27 protein-coding genes are annotated in these 25243 nt (G+C 53.4%); 6 read left to right on the forward strand and 21 right to left on the reverse strand.

Annotated elements, in window-relative coordinates:
- Nucleotides 1-4: 4 nt before the first annotated feature.
- Nucleotides 5-1018: a cupin-like domain-containing protein gene (locus BS29_RS17140; protein ID WP_229954841.1), complete on the forward strand. Its 1014-nt coding sequence runs from the start codon at nt 5-7 to the stop codon at nt 1016-1018.
- A gap of 324 nt (nt 1019-1342) precedes the next feature.
- On the opposite strand, the gene BS29_RS17145 is transcribed toward BS29_RS17140, so the two are convergent.
- Complete coding sequence (locus BS29_RS17145; RefSeq protein ID WP_229954842.1) at nt 1343-1648, reverse strand: hypothetical protein; 306 nt, start codon at nt 1646-1648, stop codon at nt 1343-1345.
- 51 nt (nt 1649-1699) lie between these two features.
- Here BS29_RS17145 and BS29_RS17150 point away from each other — a divergent pair, with 51 nt between their 5' ends.
- The gene (locus tag BS29_RS17150; protein WP_229954843.1) at nt 1700-2854 is read left to right on the forward strand and encodes a slipin family protein; all 1155 of its coding nucleotides are present in this window, start codon (nt 1700-1702) and stop codon (nt 2852-2854) included.
- A 46-nt stretch (nt 2855-2900) separates the two neighbouring features.
- On the opposite strand, the gene BS29_RS17155 is transcribed toward BS29_RS17150, so the two are convergent.
- The 12 genes from BS29_RS17155 to BS29_RS17210 all read right to left on the reverse strand — a co-directional run bounded on the left by BS29_RS17155 (nt 2901) and on the right by BS29_RS17210 (nt 12770).
- The gene (locus BS29_RS17155; RefSeq protein ID WP_229954844.1) at nt 2901-3263 is read right to left on the reverse strand and encodes a HesB/IscA family protein; all 363 of its coding nucleotides are present in this window, start codon (nt 3261-3263) and stop codon (nt 2901-2903) included.
- Nucleotides 3260-3778: a GNAT family N-acetyltransferase gene (locus BS29_RS17160; RefSeq protein WP_229954845.1), complete on the reverse strand. Its 519-nt coding sequence runs from the start codon at nt 3776-3778 to the stop codon at nt 3260-3262. The genes BS29_RS17155 and BS29_RS17160 overlap by 4 nt, the downstream gene beginning before the upstream one ends.
- Nucleotides 3775-4296: an SUF system Fe-S cluster assembly protein gene (locus BS29_RS17165; RefSeq protein WP_229954846.1), complete on the reverse strand. Its 522-nt coding sequence runs from the start codon at nt 4294-4296 to the stop codon at nt 3775-3777. Before BS29_RS17165 ends, BS29_RS17160 begins: the two co-directional genes overlap by 4 nt.
- Nucleotides 4297-4304: 8 nt before the next feature.
- Nucleotides 4305-5501, reverse strand: coding sequence for a SufS family cysteine desulfurase (locus tag BS29_RS17170; RefSeq protein ID WP_229956894.1), 1197 nt, complete (start codon nt 5499-5501; stop codon nt 4305-4307).
- A 56-nt stretch (nt 5502-5557) separates the two neighbouring features.
- Complete coding sequence (locus BS29_RS17175) at nt 5558-6328, reverse strand: SufD family Fe-S cluster assembly protein (RefSeq protein WP_229954847.1); 771 nt, start codon at nt 6326-6328, stop codon at nt 5558-5560.
- Complete coding sequence (locus tag BS29_RS17180; protein WP_229954848.1) at nt 6325-6681, reverse strand: hypothetical protein; 357 nt, start codon at nt 6679-6681, stop codon at nt 6325-6327. The genes BS29_RS17175 and BS29_RS17180 overlap by 4 nt, the downstream gene beginning before the upstream one ends.
- The gene (sufC, locus tag BS29_RS17185; protein ID WP_229954849.1) at nt 6678-7421 is read right to left on the reverse strand and encodes a Fe-S cluster assembly ATPase SufC; all 744 of its coding nucleotides are present in this window, start codon (nt 7419-7421) and stop codon (nt 6678-6680) included. Before sufC ends, BS29_RS17180 begins: the two co-directional genes overlap by 4 nt.
- Nucleotides 7408-7761, reverse strand: a complete 354-nt coding sequence (locus BS29_RS17190) for a hypothetical protein (RefSeq protein ID WP_229954850.1) — start codon at nt 7759-7761, stop codon at nt 7408-7410. Before BS29_RS17190 ends, sufC begins: the two co-directional genes overlap by 14 nt.
- The gene (gene sufB / locus BS29_RS17195) at nt 7761-9221 is read right to left on the reverse strand and encodes a Fe-S cluster assembly protein SufB (protein WP_229956895.1); all 1461 of its coding nucleotides are present in this window, start codon (nt 9219-9221) and stop codon (nt 7761-7763) included. The genes BS29_RS17190 and sufB overlap by 1 nt, the downstream gene beginning before the upstream one ends.
- Before the next feature lie 47 nt (nt 9222-9268).
- Nucleotides 9269-9727 (reverse strand): SUF system Fe-S cluster assembly regulator, encoded by a 459-nt coding sequence (locus tag BS29_RS17200; protein WP_229954851.1) that lies wholly within the window; start codon nt 9725-9727, stop codon nt 9269-9271.
- 94 nt (nt 9728-9821) lie between these two features.
- Nucleotides 9822-10664, reverse strand: a complete 843-nt coding sequence (locus tag BS29_RS17205) for a DUF6597 domain-containing transcriptional factor (RefSeq protein ID WP_229954852.1) — start codon at nt 10662-10664, stop codon at nt 9822-9824.
- A 270-nt stretch (nt 10665-10934) separates the two neighbouring features.
- On the reverse strand, nt 10935-12770 hold the full coding sequence (locus BS29_RS17210; protein WP_229954853.1) for a DUF885 domain-containing protein: 1836 nt from the start codon (nt 12768-12770) through the stop codon (nt 10935-10937).
- Between the two features lie 213 nt (nt 12771-12983).
- Here BS29_RS17210 and BS29_RS17215 point away from each other — a divergent pair, with 213 nt between their 5' ends.
- Genes BS29_RS17215 through BS29_RS17225 form a run of 3 tightly spaced genes read left to right on the forward strand, consistent with a single transcriptional unit; the run spans nt 12984 to nt 16741 of the window.
- Nucleotides 12984-14885 carry a DUF3604 domain-containing protein gene (locus tag BS29_RS17215; RefSeq protein WP_229954854.1) on the forward strand — a complete coding sequence of 634 codons (1902 nt, stop codon included), beginning with the start codon at nt 12984-12986 and terminating at the stop codon, nt 14883-14885.
- 48 nt (nt 14886-14933) lie between these two features.
- Nucleotides 14934-15746 carry a peptidyl-prolyl cis-trans isomerase gene (locus BS29_RS17220; protein ID WP_229954855.1) on the forward strand — a complete coding sequence of 271 codons (813 nt, stop codon included), beginning with the start codon at nt 14934-14936 and terminating at the stop codon, nt 15744-15746.
- Complete coding sequence (locus tag BS29_RS17225; protein WP_229954856.1) at nt 15743-16741, forward strand: HupE/UreJ family protein; 999 nt, start codon at nt 15743-15745, stop codon at nt 16739-16741. Before BS29_RS17220 ends, BS29_RS17225 begins: the two co-directional genes overlap by 4 nt.
- 6 nt (nt 16742-16747) lie before the next feature.
- Here the strand turns inward: BS29_RS17225 and BS29_RS17230 are convergent, their stop codons facing one another.
- From BS29_RS17230 to BS29_RS17255, 6 genes are all read right to left on the reverse strand, one after another.
- Nucleotides 16748-17122 carry a DUF6768 family protein gene (locus tag BS29_RS17230; RefSeq protein WP_229954857.1) on the reverse strand — a complete coding sequence of 125 codons (375 nt, stop codon included), beginning with the start codon at nt 17120-17122 and terminating at the stop codon, nt 16748-16750.
- 22 nt (nt 17123-17144) lie between these two features.
- The gene (locus tag BS29_RS17235) at nt 17145-17678 is read right to left on the reverse strand and encodes an RNA polymerase sigma factor (protein WP_229954858.1); all 534 of its coding nucleotides are present in this window, start codon (nt 17676-17678) and stop codon (nt 17145-17147) included.
- 100 nt (nt 17679-17778) lie between these two features.
- Nucleotides 17779-18711, reverse strand: coding sequence for an SDR family oxidoreductase (locus tag BS29_RS17240; RefSeq protein WP_229954859.1), 933 nt, complete (start codon nt 18709-18711; stop codon nt 17779-17781).
- 83 nt (nt 18712-18794) lie between these two features.
- A complete protein-coding gene (locus BS29_RS17245; RefSeq protein ID WP_229954860.1) occupies nt 18795-19568 on the reverse strand; it encodes an SDR family oxidoreductase in 774 nt (257 codons plus the stop codon).
- 84 nt (nt 19569-19652) lie between these two features.
- Entirely contained in the window at nt 19653-20033 is a 381-nt protein-coding gene (locus BS29_RS17250) for a nuclear transport factor 2 family protein (protein WP_229954861.1), read from the reverse strand.
- Nucleotides 20034-20058: 25 nt separating this feature from the next.
- Nucleotides 20059-20487: a MarR family winged helix-turn-helix transcriptional regulator gene (locus BS29_RS17255; protein WP_229954862.1), complete on the reverse strand. Its 429-nt coding sequence runs from the start codon at nt 20485-20487 to the stop codon at nt 20059-20061.
- A gap of 76 nt (nt 20488-20563) precedes the next feature.
- Here BS29_RS17255 and BS29_RS17260 point away from each other — a divergent pair, with 76 nt between their 5' ends.
- A complete protein-coding gene (locus tag BS29_RS17260) occupies nt 20564-21376 on the forward strand; it encodes an amidohydrolase family protein (protein ID WP_229954863.1) in 813 nt (270 codons plus the stop codon).
- A gap of 22 nt (nt 21377-21398) precedes the next feature.
- On the opposite strand, the gene BS29_RS17265 is transcribed toward BS29_RS17260, so the two are convergent.
- Both BS29_RS17265 and BS29_RS17270 read right to left on the reverse strand, forming a co-directional pair.
- Entirely contained in the window at nt 21399-22445 is a 1047-nt protein-coding gene (locus BS29_RS17265) for a phytase (protein ID WP_229954864.1), read from the reverse strand.
- Nucleotides 22445-25216, reverse strand: coding sequence for a TonB-dependent receptor (locus BS29_RS17270; protein ID WP_229954865.1), 2772 nt, complete (start codon nt 25214-25216; stop codon nt 22445-22447). The genes BS29_RS17265 and BS29_RS17270 overlap by 1 nt, the downstream gene beginning before the upstream one ends.
- Between the last annotated feature and the right edge of the window lie 27 nt (nt 25217-25243).

A 25243-nucleotide genomic window follows, 5' to 3' on the forward strand; every position in this document is an offset into this window, starting at 1 on the left:
TTTCATGACGGCCAGAAAGTCCCCAAAAACCAAACCCGACAAGCGCGAAGTCCTGGCGCAAGCGTTGCTCGATGGAACGCCTTTGACACAGCTGGCCGAGCGCTTTGTCGCCGCTGGCTATAGCGAAAAAGCCGCCGCCTATGAGGCCGGGCGGGCGATGAAGGATCCGCTTTTCAATGCCGGCAAGCGGGTGAGCAACCGGCTGCGTAAAAGCCATTGGACGCTGGACAATTATCGCCGCCTGCACCGGGCTGACGCTGGCGATAGAGCGGAAATTCCTACCGTCCAGACAATCGAACCGGATGTGTTTTTCCGCGACTATCATCATCGCAACCTGCCGGTAAAACTCACCGGACTGGTCGACCACTGGCCCGCTATGCAGCGCTGGACGCTGGATTATCTCGCGGGCAAAATCGGTGACGCGGTGGTTGAGCTGCAGGGTCAGCGGCAATCGCGCGACGATTATGAAATGGCCAAAGACAACCACAAGCGCCATGTGAAATTCAGCGAATTTGTCGCCCTGCTCCGCCAGACCGACAGTAGCAATGATTTCTACATAACCGCTTATAACGATACCGTCAACAAACAGGCGATGGCGCCATTATGGGAGGATGTTGGCGATATATCGCTGCTCAAATCCAGCGTCGGGAATGACGGTTTTTTCTGGATGGGGCCAAAGGGCACGATCACGCCGTTCCATCATGACCTGACCAACAATCTGCTGCTGCAAATTTCTGGTCGCAAGCGTGTCACCATGGTCGCCGCCTATGACACAGCCCATATGCGCAATCACCTGCATTGTTTCAGCGAGTGGGCCTCGCCGGACGACATCCGTGCGCTGGGCGAGGCGGCGCCAAAGCTATGGCAATGCGACATCGGCCCGGGCGAGGCCGTGTTCCTGCCCGTCGGCTGGTGGCACCATGTCGAAGCGCTGGACCACACGATCGGCATGTCCTTCACGAACTTCCCGGTCGATAATGATTTTTATACGGATTATCCGAATGAGGTGGATTTTTGAGGACAAGGTGAAAATAGCTTTTGCCGGATAGCTTTATCGCACCATCAGCGTTGTTCTCAAAAGAACGATATATGCGAAGCTATAACCATTGGTCGCGCCCAACTTTCTGTTCATCGCTCTCATTTGGCCGATGACCGGAAATGTCATTGCGAAAAAGCCGCCACCGATTTAGCCGCGCGCTTCCCGATCAGCAGATGGGGCAGATGTCAGCGGTTGGATTTCACAAAATCCGCCCGTGCGATTTGCCGATGGTATTTTCGTATGCGGATACTGTTTCGTCACGTTCGGTTGCACGAATAGCTCAGTTGGTAGAGCACAAGACTGTTAATCTTGCGGTTGCAGGTTCGAGTCCTGCTCCAGCAATGGCCTTCTTGAAAGGCCATCAGCCTGAAACGCTGTTTGCAACTCAATGGGTTTGGGGACTGGTACGTGAGCGGTTTGGAGCCCCTGTTTTGAAACAGCCTTCGGGCGATAGAGGAACAAGGGCAAATCATCGGTCACCATGCCAGGCAGTTCGGTCGGGCCGTGATGATGACGCCGTACTGGAGCTGAATGAAGAGGTTTTCGAACGCCTTCATATCCGCCCGATGTACCGCAAGATCCGCTCTGGCGCGACCCAGTGTGCGGCATGCAACCGGTCCCCGGCTCTTTGGTTGGGTTCAGTTTGGCGAGGTAAGAGTAATGTTGAATAGAATCAAAGGTTTGAAGGGGAACAGATATGTTACCGTCAACGAAAGAGAACGTGTCATCTGGTTTTACAAGGGCGCATTGCAAGGTATTTTAGGTCCTGGAGAACATAAGATGCCCAATGATCAAGAGCAGCTGGTTATTGATCGGTTGACGCTGGAAGACGCTGCTGTGCCCTGGGATTATGAAAAAATGCTGTTTCGGCAATTACCCGATCAGGCCGCAGAGCATCTCACGTTATTTCAGACCGGTCCGGAGGAGCTGGCAATTGTTGAACGCGACGGGCGGATTGAAAATATACTCTACCCAGATGACAAACTCACAGTCTGGACCGATGCTGGGCCATGGAAAGTGGAGCTGATCACGCTCGATGACAATCCATTTATCGAACCGGCTCTATTCAGCCGCCTTATTAAAAGCGGGACAGCCGAAGTAATGGATATCGTAAAGACAGTTCAGGTCGACAATGGCCAGATCGCCCTGTTCATGGTCGATGGCGAGATATTCAATGAATTGCCGCCGGGTCACTACGGCTATTGGGACCTGAGACAAAAAGTTGTTGCCAAGATTATCGACCTTAGCCGTCAGCCGCTTGACGTAAATGGTCAGGAGCTGTTGACCAAGGATCGCGTGACGATCCGAATCAACCTTTCGGCGGAATATCGTGTCGTTGATCCGGTCAAGGCAGTCACCGAGGTCAAGGACTTTGCCGATGCGCTGTACCGGGCGCTGCAATATGCCTTTCGAAAGACACTCGGCGCGATGACGCTCGACCAGATCCTCGACAAGCAGGTGACGGTTGACGCCGAAGCGGCTCAGAAAGTCCGGAGCGATATGGCAGCCATTGGTCTGGAAGTATCCGAAATCATCCTGAAGGACGTGATCCTGCCGGGTGAAATGCGGGAGCTTTTGAACCAGGTGGTTTCTGCGCAGAAAGCAGCTGAGGCCAACGTCATCAAGCGGCGGGAAGAAACGAACGCAACGCGGTCTCTTCTGAACACCGCAAAGGTGATGGCCGATAACCCGGTCATGCTGCGGCTCAAAGAGCTTGAGGCTCTGGAAAGCATTGCCGGCAAAGTGGACCGGTTGACGGTCAACAACGGCACCAGCGGTTTGATGAACGATATCGTCAATCTGACTGAGGACTAGTTAGCCAGACAAGGAAGGGCGCGGTAGCAATATCGCGCCTTTTCATTTATACGGTGAACGATTCCCCGCACCCGCAATCGCCTTTGCTATTGGGATTGTTGAACACGAAGCCGGCGGTGAAATCATCTTCCTGCCAGTCCATGGTCGAACCGACGAGATACAATACACTTGGTCCGTCGACATAGAATACGCCGCCGGGAGTCACGATCTTTTCGTCAAACTTCACTTCCTCGGTAACGTAATCGACTGAATAGGCGAGGCCCGAACAGCCTCTGCGCGGGGTGGACAGTTTTACGCCAATCACATCTTCCGGCGCTTTGGCCATCAGGTCGGCAATGCGTTGCTCCGCCGCGGGCGTCAGGATGATCGCTGCGGGAATTTCGCGCGTTTTGGTTTTTACTTCGGTCATGTCTCAAGCCTTTTTTGCCAGAACAATGCTTTGCCCATTTTCGGGTCCAGTTGATAATCGCCATAGCCCAGTGACGCATAAAGCGCCTTGGCTGGTGCGTTGCCTTCCAGCACTTCCAGAGTGACTTTGCAGGCGCCTGCTTCCCGGGCGACGGTTTCAATCTCTGCGAACAGCGCCCGCCCGACGCCGCTGCCGCGATGGTCTTTGGCGACTACTATATCATGAATATTGATCAGCGGTTTCGCACCAAAGGATGAAAATGTCGTCATCAAATTGGCCAGACCCGCCACCTCATCGCCGACATAGGCGAGCAAGGAAGATGCCGCCGGTGTCGCGGCCAATCCGGGGACGAGATTCGCCTGCACCTCGGGCGAAAGATCTTCGCCGCCGCCCATCGGGTCCATCGCATAGACGCGCAGCATCTTGACGATATCCGCCGCATGATTGGCATTGGCATAGTCCGCGCGAATGACGGTGGCTGCCGGTGCCTGAGAAAGAGTAGCCGTGGCCGTCATAACATCCCCAGCTCGAGCTTCGCTTCGTCGCTCATCTTCTGTGGGTCCCATGGCGGGTCCCAGACGAGGTTCACCTCACTATGACCGACGCCGGGCACGCTGCCGACCTGCATTTCAATTTCGCCGGGCATGGATTCCGCGACCGGACAATGCGGGGTGGTCAGGGTCATGGTGACAATCGCGTGGTTATCCGGGGTAATTTCCACACCATATATCAAACCAAGGTCATAGATATTCACCGGAATCTCAGGGTCATAAATCGACTTCAAGGTATCGACGACGGCTTCATAAAGATCGCCGCCTGCTTCGCCAGCCGGTGTTTCGGTTGGTTGCTGCGCCAGAAAACCTTCCAGATAATCGCGCTTGCGATTAAGCTTGCTGACATCGCTTTCCGCTTCATGCGGAGACGGCGCAACAACGGGCGCAGGCTTCTCTTCAACCGCATCCTCGACTTTCGCCAAGGGTGGTTTTTCGACGCTGTCGACTTCTTCGACCATTATTTTGCGTTCTTCGTTCATCTCTTTTCCTACCCGAAAATCTTTCTTACCCGTTCGATACCCTTGACCAGGGCCGCGACATCTTCTGCGTCGCTGTAAATTCCAAAGCTGGCCCGCGCGGTAGCTGGCACGCCCATATAGTCCATCAGCGGCTGCGCGCAATGATGGCCGGCGCGGATCGCAACCCCGCCTTCATCCAATATAGTGGCGACATCGTGCGGATGCACGTCGCCAACCGCAAAACTCAATATTCCCATACTCTTATCGGGGCCAAATACCCGCACGCTGTTGATGCCGGACAATGCCTCACGCGCCATAGCCAGCGTTGTATTTTCATGGGCAGAAATGACATCCAGCCCAATGCCTTCGACATATTGAATCGCGGCATCCAGACCGACAACGCCGGCAATATGCGGTGTGCCTGCTTCGAACCGTCCCGGCGGCGGCGCATAGGTCGTGCCGTCAAAACTGACCCGATCAATCATTGATCCGCCGCCCTTCCATGGGGGCATGGCGTCAAGAATTTTATAAGGCGCCCACAGCGCACCAATGCCGGTCGGGCCATAAATTTTGTGGCCGGAAAAGACATAAAAATCACAGCCAATATCCTGCACATCAACGCGCACACGCGGCGCAGCCTGACAGCCATCAAGCAACAGTTTCGCACCGACTTTATGAGCGATGGTTGCTGCACGCTTGGCATCCAGCAATGATCCGAGCACATTGGACACATGGGCCAACGCCACCAGCTTGTGCCGCTCGGTGAGATTGGCTTCAATCCAGTCGAGATCAATCTGACCATCTTCGGTCAGAGGCGCGACATCAATATGGGCTCCGACCCGCTCGGCCAGCAATTGCCACGGCACGATATTGCTGTGATGCTCCAGTTGCGACAGCATGATGCGGTCGTCTTTGCCGACATTGGCGTTACCCCAACTTTCGGCGACCAGATTGATGCTGTCGGTTGCACCGCTGGTGAAAACAATTTCCCTTTCGCTGACGGCATTGAGCAATCCAGCAACCCGTTTGCGGGCGGCTTCATAGGCGAGCGTCATATTAGCCGAGCGTTCGTACACACCGCGGTGGACAGTCGCGTAATCCGGGCCATAGGCACGCGCTATGGCGTCGAGCACCGCTTTAGGCTTTTGCGAGGTCGCCGCTGTGTCGAGATAATGCCAGTCGGCCGCGATACCGGGAAAGTCGGCACGGCGCGCACCCGAGGACACGGCTCCGCCCTCATTTTCCCAGCGTGCGATGGCGGGGATGATGGGTGAAGCTTCGTTCACGGCAAATTCTCCCCTAAAGATTCAAGCACCTCAAGCGCCTTGCTCTCAATCGCTTCACGCGCCGCATCATCGTCCATGCTGACAAAGGCATCGGCGATAAACGCCTGCAGCATCAATTGCTGCGCGCGCTCCGGCGACAATCCGCGTGAGGCCATGTAGAAAAGCGCTTGCTTATCGAGTTCGCCAACGGTCGCGCCATGGGCACATTTCACATCGTCGGCGAAAATTTCCAGCTCCGGCTTGGCATTGGCAGTTGCCGTGCGGTCAAGCAGCATCGCCTTGACCGATTGCGCGGCATCGGTTTTCTGCGCATCGCGCGCGACATTGATTTTGCCGAGGAAACTGCCGGTGGCTTTATCCGCGAGTACTGAGCGAACGACCTGATTGGACGTAGCATCTGGCTCCGCATGAATAGTTTCGGTCACAATCTCCAACGTTTGTGTGCCGGAACCCAATATCGCGCCGCCCAATTCAAAATGCGCGCCTTTGCCCAGCGTCACCTTGACCTGAATGCGGCCATAGTCGGCAGCGCTTGCCAGCACATGCAACGCGAAATTGGCATTGTCGCCAACGGTAATGTCCAGATCGACAATTCCGACGCCTTCAATCATCGGTAGCTCGGTAATCTGGCGTGAAGCGGTCTCGCCAGCAGCAACGGCCAGCCGCTCCGGCCCGTCCAGCTTCGGCCAAACCGGCTCAAGCGCTTTCAGGTCCGCATAGCGCCACGCCTCGTCGCGCTTGGTCGGGAGGGGAAGAGTTGCAGTCATCTCTGAGACCTTTGTAATTCGCGGCGCAATTTGGCCATCAATTTGGGCTTTTCCGCATCCACGCAGCTTTTAATAGCGCTGTCATCAACTGCACCGTCGCGGATGCACCGCACGGTTGTTTTGCATAGACGCTTGTCCAGATTGATATTGCCGGAAGACTTGTCGAGCGAGCAGGTGAAGCGGCCCTTCTGGTCTTTGCCGACCATGGCCGATATGCTGTTCAATCGCCGCCCGATGACGACAATCTCATTCTCGACCGTCTCATTAACGGCCGCCTCATTAACAGCCGCCTCATTCTCGACAGGAGTCGCAGCCGGTTGCACCGCTGCCAGCAAGAGCGCACCTAAAATCATGCGGCCACCGCCTCATAGCCCTCTTCTTCAAGCTGCAAAGCCAGTTCAGGACCACCGGTTTTGACGATCCGGCCATCGGCGAGCACATGGACATAATCCGGCTTCACTTCGTCGAGCAGGCGTTGATAGTGGGTGATCAGCAGCACCGCCTTGTCGGGTTTCCGCATAATCGCATTAATGCCGGAACCGACGACACGCAGCGCGTCGATGTCGAGGCCACTGTCCGTCTCATCGAGAATCGCCAGCTTGGGATCGATAATGCCCATCTGAACCATCTCGTTGCGCTTCTTTTCGCCGCCGGAAAAGCCGACATTGACCGCTCGTTTCAGCATATCCATGTCCATTTTCAGCAGCGCTGATTTTTCCTTGGCCAGCTTGATAAATTCCGCACCGGATAATGGCTCTTCGCTGCGCGACTTGCGCTGGCTGTTGAGGCTTTCGCGCAGGAATTGCAGGTTGGAAACACCAGGAATTTCAACCGGATATTGGAAACCGAGGAAAATGCCCGCTGCTGCACGCTCATGCGGATCAAGCTCGAGCAGATCCTCACCGTCAAAGTTCACATTTCCTGACGTGATTTCATAACCGGGACGTCCGCCCAGCGCATAAGAAAGCGTCGATTTACCGGCGCCATTGGGGCCCATAATCGCATGGATTTCACCCGCGTTCAGTTCGAGCGAAAGCCCTTTGAGGATTTCTGTATCGCCAGCATTGGCGCGGAGGTTTTCAATTTTTAGCATCAGGGTTCACTTTATAGTTTGGGTGTCCGTCGAAACGAGAAAGCACAGCTTCAAAGTCAATGTCTGACTTACGAAGTATACTGAGGTTTTTCAGTGCACTATGAACGGTTTGATAAACTGACCATTCAAGCGAGCCAATGATTTCATCGAGCTCCGGTGCAAATTCGGATTCTGAAGCCCAGTTTTCAATCTGGTTGTGAATTTCATTCAGCTTCCGCATGTTGCAACCACCATCGATGTGAAACGATTTTTCACCAGGCTCAATAACATCCGGCCACTTTGCAAGAATAAGCTCATAGGCAGCACGCACTTGAGAAGTATCAACTTCCATCAAAATCATTACCCAACACTGCCTTCCAGCGAGATGGCCAGCAACTTCTGGGCTTCCACGGCAAATTCCATCGGCAACTGTTTAAGCACATCCTTGGCAAACCCGTTGACGATCAGGGACACCGCTTCTTCCTCGTCCAGCCCGCGTTGCTGGGCGTAGAACATCTGGTCATCGGAAATTTTTGACGTCGTGGCTTCATGTTCAATCTGCGCGGTCGGGTTTTTCACCTCGATATAGGGCACGGTATGCGCGCCGCAGGTATCGCCGAGCAGCAGTGAGTCACATTGGGTGAAGTTGCGGACATTTTCCGCATTCGCCCCAACCCGGACAAGGCCGCGATACGTATTGTCGCTTTTCCCTGCGCTTATGCCCTTGGAGATGATCGTCGAGCGGCTGTTCTTGCCGTTGTGGATCATCTTGGTGCCGGTGTCGGCTTGCTGATAATTATTGGTCAGCGCGACCGAGTAAAATTCGCCCACGCTATTTTCGCCGTTGAGCACACAGCTTGGATATTTCCAGGTCACGGCGCTGCCGGTCTCCACCTGGGTCCAGCTGATTTTGCTATTCTTGCCCTGACACAGACCGCGCTTGGTCACGAAGTTATATATACCGCCCTTGCCGTTCTCGTCACCGGGATACCAGTTTTGCACGGTGCTATATTTAATCTCCGCATCGTCCATTGCGACCAGTTCGACCACGGCGGCATGAAGCTGATTCTCATCGCGCATCGGCGCGGTGCAGCCTTCGAGATAAGACACATAACTGCCTTCATCAGCCACGATCAGCGTCCGTTCAAACTGACCGGTATTTTCCGCATTGATCCGGAAATAGGTGCTCAGCTCCATCGGGCAGCGGACACCTTTGGGAATATAAACAAATGTCCCGTCACTAAACACGGCGCAGTTGAGCGTCGCGAAATAATTATCCTTCATCGGCACAACCTTGCCGAGATATTTGCGGACAAGATCAGGATATTCCTTGATCGCTTCGCTGATCGAGCGGAAGATTACGCCAGCTTCTTCCAATTCCTCGCGGAAGGTCGTCGCAACCGACACACTGTCAAACACGGCATCCACCGCAACTTTGCGCGCGCCTTCAACCCCCGCGAGCACCTTCTGCTCTTCAATCGGAATGCCAAGTTTTTCATAAACCCGCAGGATCTCGGGATCGACCTCATCAAGGCTGTTCAGCTTTGGCTTCGCCTTGGGCTCGGCATAATAATAAGCATCCTGATAATCGATCATCGGGATGTCGAGCTTGGCCCAATCCGGACTTTCCATCGTTTCCCACATCCGAAAGGCTTTCAGGCGCCAATCCAGCATCCACTGCGGCTCGCCCTTCTTGTCGGAAATGAAGCGCACCGTATCCTCGTTCAGACCCTTGGGCGCAAAATCCTGTTCGATGTCGGACGACCAGCCAAATTCATAGGTGCTGGCATTATCAACGGCGGCCTGCGCTTCGGCGTTCATGGCCGCGCGCTCGTCCTGTTCCTGGATATCCGTTTTCACTTCTTCACTCATAACGCTTGTTCCATAGATTTGATTTTCTGTGCAGCTGGCTCTTCTGCCAGGCTGGCAAGGCTAACGTCGTTCAATGCTTTGCGGATTGTCTGGTTGATCACACCCCAATGCGGCTTGACCGTGCAACTGTCTTCCAATGCACAGTCATGATTGCCCTCAATTGTGCACGTGGTAATCGCGAGCGGCCCTTCAACCGCTTCAACAATATCGGCAAGGCTGATCGACGCGGGCGGCCGCGCCAGCCTGATTCCACCACCGACACCGCGCGTCGATTCGATCAATCCAGCGGCAGACAGGCGGCTGACCAGTTTCTGTGTCGTCGGCAAGGGTACACCGGTTTCCTGCGACAGAGTCGATGCGTTCATCTTGCCTTCCGCCAAAAGCGCAGCACCACAATGCCGCGAAGCAGCGGACATCAGGACAACAGCATAGTCGGCAAGGCTGGAAAGCCGCATAAATTCTCTCAAAATTCCAGTGATTCTCTAAATAAGACCTATTTAGTCGTATTTATGATTAATTGCAACTCTTACCGCTTTTACGCCGTTAATATCAGGTTTCCGACGTGAGTGGCGGAATGTGACCTTTCAGCAATCCGCGCTTGTCGATCAGCCGCGCAGTCTCGCCCTCTGCGACTCGCAATTTGGTTGGCGTGGTCCCGGCGAAGAATTTTATCTCACGGATCATATGCGATTGATCATAAAAAGCGTCTTCCAGCGCCAGCAATTCCTCTTCATTTTGCTCGGCATAAGCACGGGCCGCTCGCAATGCGCGATATTTACGCGCAAGATATTTGGGCGCCATGCCATAAAGCTTGTTGACCGTTCGCAGCACCTGGCGCGAACTTTGATCCGACCGTTCCATGAGCGCGCTCACCGGCGGAGACGCCTCGGATGACAGCCATTCATCAACCATTTTCGTGAACTGCTCGACCTCTGGCTTAACGCGGTGCCGCAAATCCCGGAAGATCCGGTCGGCCCAGGCGGTCATCGCATCGGCGCCGTCGCAGTTTCTCAGCAATTCAAGGCTTTTATCAATCTCATTGGTGAAAATCTTGTGTGCTGGAACCGCTTTATCGGCAAAATCGGCAGCAGATTTCTTGGTCAGCGCCGCCCAGCCCGCTGGCAAAAGACCAACACCGAACATGCGGAAAGGCCCTTTCACATCAAAATGCATAGCGCCCGTCGATGGCCCGACCAGCATCGCGTCCTTAGCAGGATAGATTTTACCATCAGCAAAGCCCAGATCAGCCGTACCATCCAAAAGAAACCGCAGCTGCGCTATCGCGGCGCGTTCATTATCCGAAAATTTTGGATGCTCAACTTCAAACAGATAATAGACCGAGACCAAATCTCGAACATCTTCTGCAGGAGCAAAATATCTCAAACTGACCAAAGCGAACCCCTTTTATCCGGTTCGGGGGCAAACCGGAATTCCATTGGTTGCACGCTTATAACTGAAAATAATAGGAAAAAAAACTGGCCTGGCTAATAAAATAGCCAGGCCAATGAGGAAAAGAAGTCTCTGCGACACCATTGATGTTGCCGAGTTTCCTTTGGTCGCAAAAAATCAATGCACCAATCACACCGGTCCGCGATTGGATAAAAAGGACATTTTTTGCGCTAATTTTGACAGTAACGGACAGCGCCGCTCAACTGCCCATGTTCAGCGCGTTACCGCAATCCAGTTATTGACCCGCTCTTCCATGATATTGAGCGGCACCGGACCACTGCGCAAAATCACGTCGTGAAAATCACCCATTGTGAACTTATCACCCAGTTCTTTCTGTGATTTTGCCCGTAATTCCATGATTTTAAGCTTGCCGATCATATAGGCCGTCGCTTGGCCGGGATAGACAATATAGCGTTCGATAGCCTTGCGGATATCGCTATCTGGATTGGGCGTATTGTCGGTGAGATATTTGATCGCTTTTTCACGGCTCCAGCGTTTGTCATGAATGCCCGTATCAACCACCAGGCGGCAGGCACGCCACAATTCCATGCCCAATCGGCCGAAATCGGAATAGGGATCTGTGTAAAAGCCCATATCCTTGCCCAGTTCCTCGGTGTAAAGGCCCCAACCTTCCGAATAAGCTGTGATACCGCCAAATTTGCGGAAGGCCGGCAAATCGCCCAGCTCCGTCTGAATCGCGAGTTGCAAATGATGACCAGGCAAGGCTTCATGATATGCAAGAGCCTCAAGCTCGGTCTTGGACATGCCTTTCAGGTCATATAGATTGACATAATAGGTGCCCGGCCGAGAACCGTCGGGAGCGGGCCGCTGATAAAAAGCCTTACCAGCAGATTTCTCGCGAAACGCTTCCACCGGTTTTATGACAAATGGTGCTTTGGGCAGCGTGTTAAAAAATTTCGGTAGTTCTTTTTCCATCGCCGCCAGCTTGGCATTGGCCTCTGCCAGATAATCTTCCCGACTGGTGTGGAAATATTGATCGCCGGTCCGAAGATGTGTGAAGAAATCCTGCAGGCTGCCTTCAAATCCGACCTGCGCCATGATTTTGCGCATCTCGGCATGAATCCGCGCGACATTCTCCAGACCAATTTGATGAATTTCATCTGCCGTCAAGTCGGTGGTGGTATAGTTTTTCAGCCTCTCGGCATAATAAGCCGCGCCGTCCTTGAACCGCCAGACACCATCGCCATCGACCGCCATATTCTGTTGGCGCTCCATCTCGGCGATCAATTTTTTGTAGGCAGGCGCGAGACTTCCCGTCAAAGCATCGCGGCCACGTACAATCAGGTCGGCCTTTTCGCTGTCAGCTATGGACAACGCATTCACTTTCTTTTTCAGATCAGCGAATATCGGGGAGTCCACGCCAGTATCAAAGGGTGCACCACTGATGACATTTTTGGCGTCGTTAATCACATAGGGAAAAACCCAGTCGGGAACAATAATCCCGTCATTCGCCCGCTCCGCCGATTGCGCAACCAGCGATTCGATATAGGATCCTGAATTACTGAGCCTGCTCACATAGGCTTCGGCATCCGCCTTGTTACCAACGCGGTGAATATTGATCATGAAGGCGGGAATCTGGCTCTGCGCGCCATTCATCTGATCAAAAATATAAGCGTTCCGGCGAAATGGAAAAGAGTCCTTAGACCGTTCGGCCCGCGCCTGAAACAGACGATAGCTCAGTTTGCTGGCCTCGTTCAGCTGGCTTTCGTCAAACTCCGCTTCCATCACCACCACAGCCTCTTGACCGCGCTCATATTGCTCGACAGCGGCTACATCGCTGGGGTCATCAAGTTTCCCATAATCCGCATCCCGAATCCCGCGAAAGGATTTCGCAATCGGTGAATTTGCCAATTCTATCTGGTCATAATCGTCAAAAAATGCCGCCAGGCGCACGTTTATATCGCTTTCAACCTCTGCCGTTTGGGCAGCAGGAGCCGATGGAGTCGCACTAGCGCTGGCAACTTCGCCATCAGAAGGCGAACAGGCCGCGAGCAGAGCAGAGGTGGCGAGGAGGACATATTTTGTCATTGTGATTCCCTTTGTGGTTACCCTGTTGGTATCAGGTCACTTTCCTGCCGTAAACAAGTCACGCAACTTTATTACAATTTCTCACAACCTATTCATTCATGGTTCGATCTTGCCATGACGTTACGGAATCCAACCGATAAAATGGCTCGTGATGAAAGCCTTGCGCGATGACGGGATGACCGATAGTTTTCGTCGCATAGGATGAGGGAAAATATGATGCGCAAAGCACTTCTACTGGCGGCCTGTTCAGCGGCATTGGCCATTTCTGGATGCAGCAAAGACGGTGGATCAGGTGGTTCGGATTTCGAGGTCACCAACACCGAATATCCTGAACAGGTTTTCTGGGGCGATACCCATCTCCACACAGACAACAGTATTGATGCCTTCGGCTTTGGCAACAGGCTCGACACAGAGGCGGCGCTGCGCTTTGCGAGAGGGGAGGAAGTAACCGCTACCAAGGGTGAAAAGGCCAAGCTTTCCCGTCCGCTCGATTTTCTGGTTATCGCGGATCATAGTGATGCGGTCGGCGCAACCAAGGCGCTTTACGAAGCTCCGCGCATCGCATTGTTGGGTAATGAGTTTTTGCTCCGCTGGTATGACATGATGCATGAAAGCGATGAAGGCTCACTTGCCGTCACCGCAGAACTCATCGACGGTGCAGCGGCCGGGACTTTGCCGGAGGGTCTTTTCGATCCGGAAGAATCCGCAGAACGGATCATGTCGCTATGGACGGAACATGGCAAAAAGCTTGATGAATATAATGAACCGGGCAAGTTTACCGCCTTTCATGGATTTGAATATACGCCGATGCCCGGCGGGGATAATTTGCACCGCGTAGTGATGTTCCGCGACGGTGGGGACAAGACCAGCACCATGCTTCCTTTTGCCAGCTTTGACGCCGGCGATCCGGAGCAGCTTTGGGCCTATATGGATGCTTATGAAAAAAGCACGGGCGGAAAAGTCCTGGCGATTCCGCATAACAGTAATGTCTCCAATGGCCGCATGTTTGCGATGAACAAACTGGATGGCAGCCCGATTGACGAGGCCTACATCAAAACACGCGCGCTTCGGGAACCAATTGTTGAGGTTACACAAATAAAGGGAGACAGCGAAAGCCATCCGTTCCTTTCGCCCAATGATGAATTTGCCGATTTTGGCGATGCGGGTTGGGATAAATGCAATCTGAGCTGCGGCAAGGATATGCCACCGGAAAGCTATGCCGGCAGCTATGCTCGCGAGGCTTTGAAACGCGGCCTGGAATTCACCCTGAAAATGGGCGCCAATCCCTTCAAATTTGGTATGATCGGTTCGACCGATAGCCACACGTCCCTCGCCACAGCTGACGAGAATAATTTTTTCGGCAAGCATAGTGGCAACGAATTCAACAACAAAGATCGTGCTCTCGCCCCGCAAAATCTGGGCACACGCAGAGGCCGCTTTGGCTGGCATTATCTGTCGAGCGGTTATGCCGCCGTCTGGGCGACCAGCAACACGCGCGAAGCGATTTTTGACGCGATGATGCGCCGCGAAGTTTATGCAACCACTGGCCCGCGGATGCAGGTGCGTTTCTTCGGTGGGTTTGATTTTGCCGAAGGCGACACAGAAGATCTGGTCAAAACGGGCTATGCCAAGGGCGTACCAATGGGCGGCGATCTGTCGGGTGGCGATGGCAAGGCACCAACCTTCCTCGTTTCTGCCTTGATGGACCCCGAAAGTGCAAATCTCGATCGCATCCAAGTCGTTAAAGGCTGGGTCGATGCCAGCGGAAAATCCTATGAGAAAATCTACAATATCAGCTGGAGCAGTCCCGATGATCGGAAGCTAGGCGCCGACGGCAAGCTGACCGCAGTTGGGAATACCGTTGATCTCGCCAAGGGCACATGGGAAAATAGTATCGGTGCACCGGAACTTGTTACCTGGTGGCAGGATCCGGATTTCGATGCGACGCAAAACGCATTTTACTATGTCCGGGTACTGGAAATCCCGACGCCAACCTGGCCGGTTTACGATGCTCTGAAATTTGGTCTGACCCTGCCGGATGATGTGATCAAGATTCAGCAGGAGCGAGCTTATTCGTCTCCAATCTGGTACACGGCGGCCGCCACAAAAAGCTGAATTTTCAACCGGCGGTACTCTACGCCTAATCGGGAATAACGTGCAGAGATGAAACTGCTGAAAGAGCCATTGATCCATTTCCTCGGTGGCGCATTATTGGTCTTCGCCTTTTTTTGGGCCACAGGCTCGAACCGGGATCCGGCGGACTATGAAATCACTATCGGCGATTCTGATATCGCACGGTTAAAGGCAGGCTGGGCCCAAAATTTTCGCCGCCCGCCAACGGAGCAAGAACTGGACGGCCTGATTGATCAAGAGATTAAAGAGGAAGTCTATTATCGCGAGGCCTTGCGTCTCGGACTCGACCGCAATGATCCTTTGATCCGCCGACGCCTTTTCACCAAAATGCGGCTTCTGGACAATCAGGAAGGAGCGGAAGACAATCCATCAGATGAGCAACTACAAAAGTGGCTGAACGATCATCCCGACAAATATGCGCGGTCTGCAATTTATGATCTGGAGCAAATCTATCTCGGCCAGAATCCCGATCGATCAGTTGTGGCGAAGCTGGATGGTTTGAATCAAGGTACCGTCCAACCGGACATCATCGGACAACCCATTGCCCTCCCAGCCAAACTGGATCAGGCTGACATTTCTCAAATTTCCCGCGAATTTGGAGAGAAGTTCGCCGCAGAGTTGAGCGACCTGCCCCTTGGTCAATGGCAGGGGCCCATAGATTCAGGCTTCGGAAAGCACTTCGTCAAAATCACCGCGAAAATACCGGGCAGAACCCCGGCGCTTGATGATGTTCGGCAATCGGTCGCCAATGACTGGCAAGCCGCACAAACGGAACGTTTGGAAGAAGCCGCGTTCGATAAATATCGCAAGCAATATGACATCAAAGTTTCTGGCCGGGAATGAGAATATTCCTAACGGCCATTGCCTGCTTCATCGGCCTTTTCTGGGCAACAGATGCCCATGCTGATGAACTGCGCCCCGCTTATGTGGAACTCAACCAAATATCGCAAAGCGAGTGGTCGGTGCTATGGAAAGCTTCGGCGCGCTCCCGACTAGGTCGCACCGGGGACATCATAATACCGGAATCTTGCTCCCTCGTTGGTGACGCTGAGCGGCGCTTTGTCGCATCCAACATACTGACCTTTCACACGTTGAATTGTCCAGACTCTGTCGCCGGGCAGTCCATTGGCCTCAAAGGATTAGAACTGGCCACCACTGATGCACTGGTCCGGATCGCACCGCTGGATGAGGAAACACAAACCTTACGCCTGACGCCTGATACGCCGGTGGCCACCATCGCACGGGAGGAAGCGATCGCGAATGTCGCTTGGACTTATACCATTATCGGTATTGAACATATTGTGCTGGGCTTTGACCATTTGTTGTTCGTGCTGGCGCTTGTTCTTTTGCTGAAAGGTGGCTGGCTGGTCGCCAAAACCGTAACCGCTTTTACCATCGCGCACAGCATTACCCTGATCGGTTCCACATTGGGCTATCTGTCCCTGCCCTCGCAGCCGGTCGAGGCCATTATCGCCCTGTCGATCGTGTTCCTCGCGGTCGAGATCGTCAAGGCGCAAAGGGATCATGATACGCACGGACCGCGGCTGTCAGAGCGCTTTCCATGGATCGTCGCGTTTCTGTTCGGCTTGCTCCATGGTTTTGGATTTGCTGGTGCTTTGGCGGAGATCGGATTGCCACAAGATGATGTTCCGATGGCGCTTTTAACCTTTAACCTGGGCGTCGAGATCGGGCAGCTGATGATTGTTGCGGTGGCTTTTGCTCTTCTGGCATTTGTCCGCCGCTTTCAGCAATCATGGCTACAACCGATCAAAACGGCGACATCCTATGCCATCGGTATCATCGCGACCTATTGGTTCGTCGAAAGAATGATCGCCTGATCCTGTTCAACGCTGGTCATCTTCCAGCCGCGCCAGACGCAGCTCAATCTTCTTCATCTCACCAAGGAGGCTCAAAGTACTCATCCGATCAAAGATCCACATTTTGAGTAGCCCAAGCGCAACAAAAGCCAGCACACAGCCAGCAGACCATAATATGGTTTCCCGCAAAGCTTCAGCTTCAATGGCCTGCCAACCACAGAAAATAACCAGGAAGAAAAAAGCAAAAGCATAGATAGCTGCCAGATAGGTCCAAAAGCGCATCGGCCCTTGAAGAGTGGCACCGAGTTGGTCGAACAGGCCGCGGCCATTTTCCAGATCCTGCAGAAACGCTTTGTCATCGGCGCTAAGACGAGCGCCCAGATCATCATCAAATTTTGTCATCTTATTCTCCTTCATCATGGTCTTAATTCAGCGCGGCCTTCAATTGGCGGCGTGCGTGAAACAGGCGGGATTTTGCCGTTCCAACCGGGGTATCGGTTGCCGCAGCTATTTCGGACAGGGTCAACCCTTCCGCAAAGTAAAGCGTTGCAACAAAACGATGGTCATTGCTCAACCGGGCAAAGGCCTGATCGATGGATACCTTATCCTCGGCACCAGGCGGTGATGATAGTTCAGCGGCGGCCTGATCATCACTTTGGGCGGCACGGAACTTCTGGTTCTTGCGAATCCGGTCTGCACATTTGCGGTGCAAAATGCGGTAAGCCCAGGCCGGAAACCGGGACGGATCGCGCAGTCCCATCCAGCCTCTGCAAATTCCGCTCCATGCTTCCTGCACAGCAGCACGCGCCTGTTCTTCGTCACGCAAAAGCCGATAGGCCGTACGCATCAACCGGGGATACCAACGCGCCGCCAGCCTCTCGCCAGCTCGCCGGTCACCAACCTGAATCCGGGTCAGCAAAAGTTCGTCATACACCCGGTCGGTATCACTATAACGCATAGACATCCTTTTGGCACTTTACTCCATAGTCGGTGCAAAGCGCCAAAAGGTTCAATCTAAATATCAGCTACGCAAAAAATTCCCTACGAAGGAGACGATGCTAGCCCGCAGGTGGTCTATGGGCACTGTCGGACCAGTCCTGGCGGCTTGCCCATTGCTCCAGCGTTTCAAACTCCACCTCTGGCAGGCGTTGCTGCATGAAGTCGGTGCAAACCTCAAAAGGCTTGGTCTCTGCCTTGTTGTTATATTCATAGAAGGCGGCAATTCCAGCTGACATAGTGGCACGATTTTCTTCCGGCACGTCGTCACCAAAAGCACCGACCAACAGGTCGCCAAATTCGGTTGGCGTGCAAGGATCATATTTGATTTCGCGGCCGAAAACCTTGGACAGAATTTCAGCAACCTGCGGAGGCTTGATCCGCTGCGGTCCGCCGATATTCATCCATGACCCTTCAAAGTCGGGGCGATCCATCGCAGCCACCATGCATTTGCCCACATCATCCAGGCTGATCCAGTTGGCTTCCAAATGCGCCTCATGCGGATAGACATAGCGGCTTTCGTCAACAATGAAGGGCCGTGCCCAATTGGTAAGCAGATTATCCATGAACAACACCGAGCCAAAAACGGTCGCAGGCACGCCCGAGCGGAAAATCTCGTTCACCGCAATTGTGTTATTACCATAGGTGAAAGGATCACCTGGACGTTCGGGGATCCAGCTGGAGGTATTCCAGATAAAGCGTTTGCCGCCCGCCTTTTGCACCGCAGCGGCAACCCGCCCGGTCAGGGTCGCGCGGTCTTCACGCGCTTGCAGGGGGTGAGTATAAAACACAGCGTCCGATCCTTCAAAGGCTGGCACCCATGTATCTTCGTCATAAAGGTCAAAAATCCTGGCCTCATCAGCAACATTACTGCCGCCCAGGTCAGGCGTTTCGCTGCGAGACAGCGCTCGTACCCTGTGACCCGTTGCGCCCAATTGCCTTATCTGGGCCAAACCTTGGCGCCCGGTTGCGCCGACCACTGATACCAATGCCATCTCGAATCCTCCTTTATAATTGCGAGGGAGGCTAATCGCATGGGCACCGCTGCCCAATGCTCCATTTTGTCAGGCCATTAATGTTAGGAGGCTTGCTCGTTCAACATCCTCTGCCAGCGCTGCATACCGGTAATCCAGCGTTCCGGATCACTGCCTTTCTGTTTAATATAGTCCGCAACTTGCGGATGCGGCATGATCAGGAAGCGCTCTTCTTCAATGGCATCCAGCGTAATCTGCGCAACTGCTTCGGCCGATAACATACCGTCTTTCGCCACTGTTGATGTATCAATATCTGCCGTCATCGAAGTGGCAACACCTTGCGGACAAAGCACGGATACTTTCAGCCCGTCATCACCATGGGTGATCGCCAGCCATTCTGCAAAACTGACCGCAGCATGTTTAGTAACCGAATAGGGTGCTGACCCAATTTGCGCGAGCAGCCCGGCGGCAGAGGCCGTGCTCAAGATATAGCCCCCGCCACGCGCAAGCATTTCGGGAACGAGTGTGCGGGCCGCCCGAATATGAGCCAGAACATTTATGTCCCAGATCCTCTGCCAATCATCATCAGCTACTTCAGCGCCGCCTTCCATGATGATACCGGCATTGGAAACAAACAGATCGATCGGACCGATGTCCTTTTCCACCGACTCGATGAGCGATGTGATATCAGCCTCCAAAGACACATCCGTTTGTATGGCGGTTCCGCCAATATCATCCGCGACCGATTGTGCACCAACAAGATCGCGATCGGCGCAAATCACATGTTTGGCTCCCTCGGCAGCAAAGCGCCGTGCCATCGCGGCACCAATACCGCTTGCGCCGCCGGTAATGACGATGATTTTGTCTTTGAGATTCATAGATTTTATGTCCTGTTCAAACGGTTTTTTCAGGACGTTAGAGGAAGGCTTGGGAAAGATATAGAGCGCGATTGGGTTTTAGGATCAACCCGGTTCAACAACCTGCCAAGCGGTTGCGCTATCATAAATAAATCGTTCTTTCATAATGCCATCGGCCGACCAGATCTGATAAGCAATTTCATTGAGTCTACGCGTCACACCTTGCTTGTCCGTCGCATCGAATGTCCATAGGATCATCACATTATCGCCGTCTACCAGCACCGTTTTAGGTGGATGCGTTTTCATCTCTTGCAGGCTACCCATTGCCTTTTTCTCATGCGCTATCAGGTTATCGCGACCACATCGTGGCGGTGCACAATTTTCCTGCATCGTTGCGTCGACATGGTAAAATTCTTTTATAGCCTCGGCATGATCGCCATGCACCACGGCGTGAATAAATTGCTCAACTCTCTTGCGGCTTGGCATTGCTTATCTCTTTCTATCCATTTCGTTAGTCATCCAGCGCGGCCAATATGTTCTTCAAACTTGCCGCCAATCGTTCGGTGTCTTGCGCATCGATATTTTTATCGAGCAATGCGTTTATCTCGCCAAACGGTGCCTTAATATCGCTCAACGCGGCCAATCCTTTTTGCGTTATGGCAAGTTCCCACGCCCTGCCATCTGAAGGTGATCGTTTCCTGCTGATATAGTCCGCTGCCAATAGGCGACTTGCCATCGTCATCACGGCACTTTCTCTTTGCGACAATTTGTCGGCCACAAAGCGCTGTGTGACCGGTCCGTCTTTCGCGATTATCGATAAGGCCGCTGCTTGCGCCGTTGTCAGACCAGCAGAATCTTTCAATGCCCCGTCTGCCCGTTTTTTCAGGCGATGCGCGACCAGTTGCAGCAAAAAATAGAGACGATGCTCTGATGCCGACATGCATTTCCTTTCGATATTGACAATCCTTTCGATTTATTACTACACATATGTAGTTTATTTGCAAGAGGAGATCAAAATGGGTGCGATAGATGTCTGGTCGCAGATGACGACGGAGCGGATGGCCAAGGCCCCTTGGCTGGAAACATTGCTGCGATGGACTGGCCAGTCTGGCGAACCGTTAATCCCGACAACCGAAACAACCTTACAAGCAATGGACAAGGCTGGCGTCGATATCTCGCTGCTATCGGCATGGCATGGTCCGCAAGGGTCGCTAATCAGCAATGAAGAGGTGAGCGATCAAATTGACAGCGCGCCAGATCGCTTCCGCGGCCTTGCGACAGTGGACCTCACCAATCCCATGCAAGCGGTCCGGGATATCCGGCAATGGGTGGATGGGGAAAAATTTGTCGGTGTACGGGTGGTCCCGTGGCTGTGGGACTTGCCGCCTAATGACCGCCGCTATTATCCAATCTATGCCGCCTGCGTTGACCTCGGCGTACCATTTTGCACACAAATAGGACATACTGGACCGCTGCTGCGATCAGAAACAGGCCGCCCTATTCCTTATCTAGAAGATGTCTTGCTCGATTTTCCCGAACTGGTCGTAGTAGGCGGTCATGTCGGATTTCCATGGATTGACGAGTTGATCTCGCTCACCATCAAATTTCCCAATTTCCATGTCGATACATCGGCCTATGCCGTTCATCGTCTTCCCGCTGACTTCATAAGCTTCATGAAGGGCCTCGGGTCCAAGCGGGTGATGTTTGGTACGAACTGGCCGATGTTGTCTCCGCAGCAATGCCTGCAACATCTGGATCAGCTGGACCTTACACCAGAACAACAGGATGCTTTTCTGTTTGGCAATGCCCGCCGGGTTTTCAATCTCTAGCCAGAGATAGACTGATGGCTTGCTAGAGATTTAAGGCCTTTCGTATCGCGTCCCAGGACAGAAATTTGAAATTCTGCGTGCCCTCTCCATTGTCACCATCTTGCGCAACAAATAGGCCGCCGGGATAGTCGGGACCGAAATCACCGAGTATCAGCTCGATGCCATCCGTATCGGATGTTGAGTCTATCTCACCATCTTCTACGACAAAGCGCGAGCGAAACTTCCCGCTTTCCAGATCGTAAACAGCAAAGCTGTTATCGCCTTGACTCGATGCCAGCAAATAGCCCCCGGTGTCACCCTCCGGAGCCAGCGCCAGTCCTTCCACATCCGCGGTCAGCTCTCCCGCCTTAAGTACAGCGAATTGCACCGGTTGAGGCTGCTCCTGATTGAGATCAAACGACCAGATCCCGACATTTTCTTCACCGACATAGAGCATGCCGGTGCGATCATCGACCACGCAGCCTTCCGGCTGGGTTTCCAATTGGAACATGCGGTTGACGTCAACGGACGGTGCATTCTCCGAAAGCCTGACTGACATGTCTATAATGGTGCCTTCTTTGGTCACAATGAAAGCCCGCACGTCACCATCGCCCAACATACCAAGGCAAAACCCATAAGCCTCACCCGTGCCAACCGGAACATTGGCCAGCGGGTTCAACTTTATATTCTCGCTATCGAGTGTGTAGAGCGCGAGCCGGGGCTGCTTGCGATCGCTGCGATCACTTGCGCCGACCAGGATCACCTCGCCGGCATCGGAGGATACCGTTCTGATATCGATATTATTCACTGCATCAGCGGCGAGGAACGACTTTTGGCGGCCCTGCAAATCAAAGATATGGATGCCCGCCTTTTTATCCGTCCCGATGACCAGACTCTGCGAGGGGTCGTCCGGGTTTCGCCATATTGCAGGATCGTCAGCCGCATCATCACCGACTGTGCCGACGCTATCCGTTTCGGCCACAGCCGGCACGGCGATGACATCAGCTGTCGGGACAGACTGTTCACTGCAGCCAGCTACCAAAGACAGGCTCGCCAACATTGCGAGCGGCGATATAGTATATCTACGCATCAAAAATTCATCTTCGCGCCAAATTTGGCGGTCCAGCTATATTCCTCAAATTGCAGCAACCGGCGGCGGTTATCGCGATTCTGATAAGCAAAATAGGGTTCATCATTGATATTCACCCATTCGAGGAAAAATTGCAGATTCTTGTTCACCCGATATTTGGCGCTGGCGTCCAGCTGGAAATGGCTGGCCACAATTCGGTCATCTTCCGCTGACGCGCCGATTTCATCGAGATATTTGTCGCGATATGTCCCCGCCAATCGAAAGCTAAACGGCCCCTTTTCATATCCCAGAACCGCGTTGAGCGTATGTTTGGATGAAGCCGGCAGCGGAATATCCCGGCCGTCATCCAATGTGCCTTCGGCGTCAGTATAAGTGTAGTTGACCTGCACCAAAAACCCATCGAGCGGCGAAGGCAGGAATGTCAGGGCCTGGCTGAGGCTCAGCTCCACGCCTTTGATGGTCGCACTATCGCCGTTGATCGGAATGACTGCTTCTTCGAAGGTGATCCCATTAAAAACGCCGCCATCCTCGTCAAAGGAATCAACGATAAAATCTTTGACGTCCTTGTAGAAGAAATTGGCCGAAATCGCTCCATTGTTGCTGAAATAATATTCGGCCGAGGCATCGAAATTCCAGGCACGATAGGGGCGCAGATCGGGATTGCCGAAATCGCCTTCATTATCATCGCTGAGTTCAAATCGCGGTGCCAAGTCGGCAAGATTGGGCCGCACGAGACTGCGATAGGCTGCGGCACGAAACACTAGATTGCGCTGCGGCTCGAAACGGACGTTGAGGCTTGGTAGCCAGTTGTCATAGTCATTGGAAAACTGCACCGGCGTGATGGTCGGTCCATCCTCATCAATCCGGTTGCCGCTGAGATCGGTTTTGGTGTTTTCGTAACGAACTCCACCGATTACCCGCAGCGTATCGCTGTCCCACCGGCCGAGCAGATAGCCCGCAAGAATGTCTTCGTCAGCGACATAATCGCCTGCTGCAGAATCGAAAATCGAATCATCCGGCTGCAATTCAAACAGGTCAAAATTGTCGAAGAAGAAATTACTCGCATCACGAAAGCTGGGGAGCGGGCTGATATCGGTAATCCGATAGGTTGGAAAACCAAGCACATCACCAAGATTATAAGCCCCGGTCGGATCTTCGTAAAATTCGACATCGAGATTATAGGATTTCTCCCGCCAACGTCCTTTGAAACCGGCCTGAACGGTAAAATCACCACTGCCCATCGCGAATTGACGGCCAACATCAAATTGCGCCGCATATTCCTCATCCTGAGAATCCGAGCGCTTGGTAAATTCAATTTCATCCAGACCATAGCCCGATGGGTCGGTCGCTATGTCTTGTCCACTGAGATAACTAAAGAGCGGGATTTTGTTGTTACTATAGTCGAATAGCACATCGAGACCATTATCCTCAAAGCCTCTGATGAAGACGGTTGGATCAACCGAACCGTCTTCCAGTTCACTGGATTTCGCCCAGCTCGCCGAATATTCGATGGTCCATGGCCCGGTATTGGTTTCCCCGCCCAAGGCGATGGAACGGATTTTCTGTTCTTCCTGACGATCCTTGATGTCGCGTTCAATCTCAATTTCACCGCCCGCATCGGAAAATGACACGCTATCGGCATCCACGCCGGTTACCGTGGCATCACCCAGCTTGAAGATGTTCCGCCGCCGAAACTCCTGATCATCAAACTGACTGTAAATTCCGCGGATGTATAAGCTGGTGTCATCACTCGCCCGGAAGTCGAGCGACAGGGAGGCACTGATCCGTTCCCGCTGCACATCATAATCACGATATTGGACCTCTTCGGCATAACCGAAACCTTCATCGGTTGTGGTCCAGTCTTCGGCCTCGACGTTATCGGTTTCAAACCGGCGATTATAGTAAGATAGTCCCCCGGCGATGCCCAAATTGTCGCTTAGGCGCGTGGAAAAGTCGATACTCGCTTTGGGAGAGGCGACGTCACGCAGATCATTATAGCTGCCTTCTACTTTAACCGACAGAAGGTCTTTCTTGCGGTCAAAGGCACTGACTGTGTTGATCTCGATCGATGCGCCAATAGTGTCGCCGTCCATATCCGGCGTCAGAGATTTTTTGACTTCAATCGATTCAATCAGGTCGCTGGAAATCACATCAAGCGCAACCGAGCGAATGTCCGATTCAGGGGATGGTAGACGCACGCCGTTGATCGAACTGCTGTTGAGATTGGGATCGAGCCCGCGGACAGAAACGAAGCGACCTTCGCCCTGGTCATTGAGCACGTTCAGACCCGGCAGCCGGCGCAGCGATTCAGCCACATTCTGATCAGGAAACTGACCCACAGAGTCGCGCGTCAATGCGCTGACGACGCCGTCCGCCGCGCGCTGGCGTGACAAGGCGCTGGCTTGATTGGCGGCCTGTCCGATGACGAGAATTTCGTTCCGGCCGATGCCCTGCATGACCAGATCAATCCGGACATTGCCGGATTCTGGCACATCAACTTTGGCCGTGACCATGTCGGCTCCGATATAGCGGGCCTCAATCGTATAGGTCCCAGCCGGAACGCCGGGGAAACGATAGGTACCGCCACGCCCCGATCGGGCAACGCGGTCGAGCTCTACGATACGCAGTTCGGCCGATTGCAGGCCCTGCGTCGCACTGCCTTCACTGACAGTACCAATAATCGTACCAGCCCAGGCAGATGTTGGCATGGCGGCTGTAGCAAGCAGTGCGGAACAGATAGCAAGGCGGCGGATATTTTTCGGTGCAGGCATTTTTTAGAACTCCCTCGGTTTGAGGGT

Origin of the sequence: Parasphingorhabdus litoris DSM 22379 (assembly GCF_020906275.1) — a bacterium.
GTDB classification, from domain to species: domain Bacteria; phylum Pseudomonadota; class Alphaproteobacteria; order Sphingomonadales; family Sphingomonadaceae; genus Parasphingorhabdus; species Parasphingorhabdus litoris.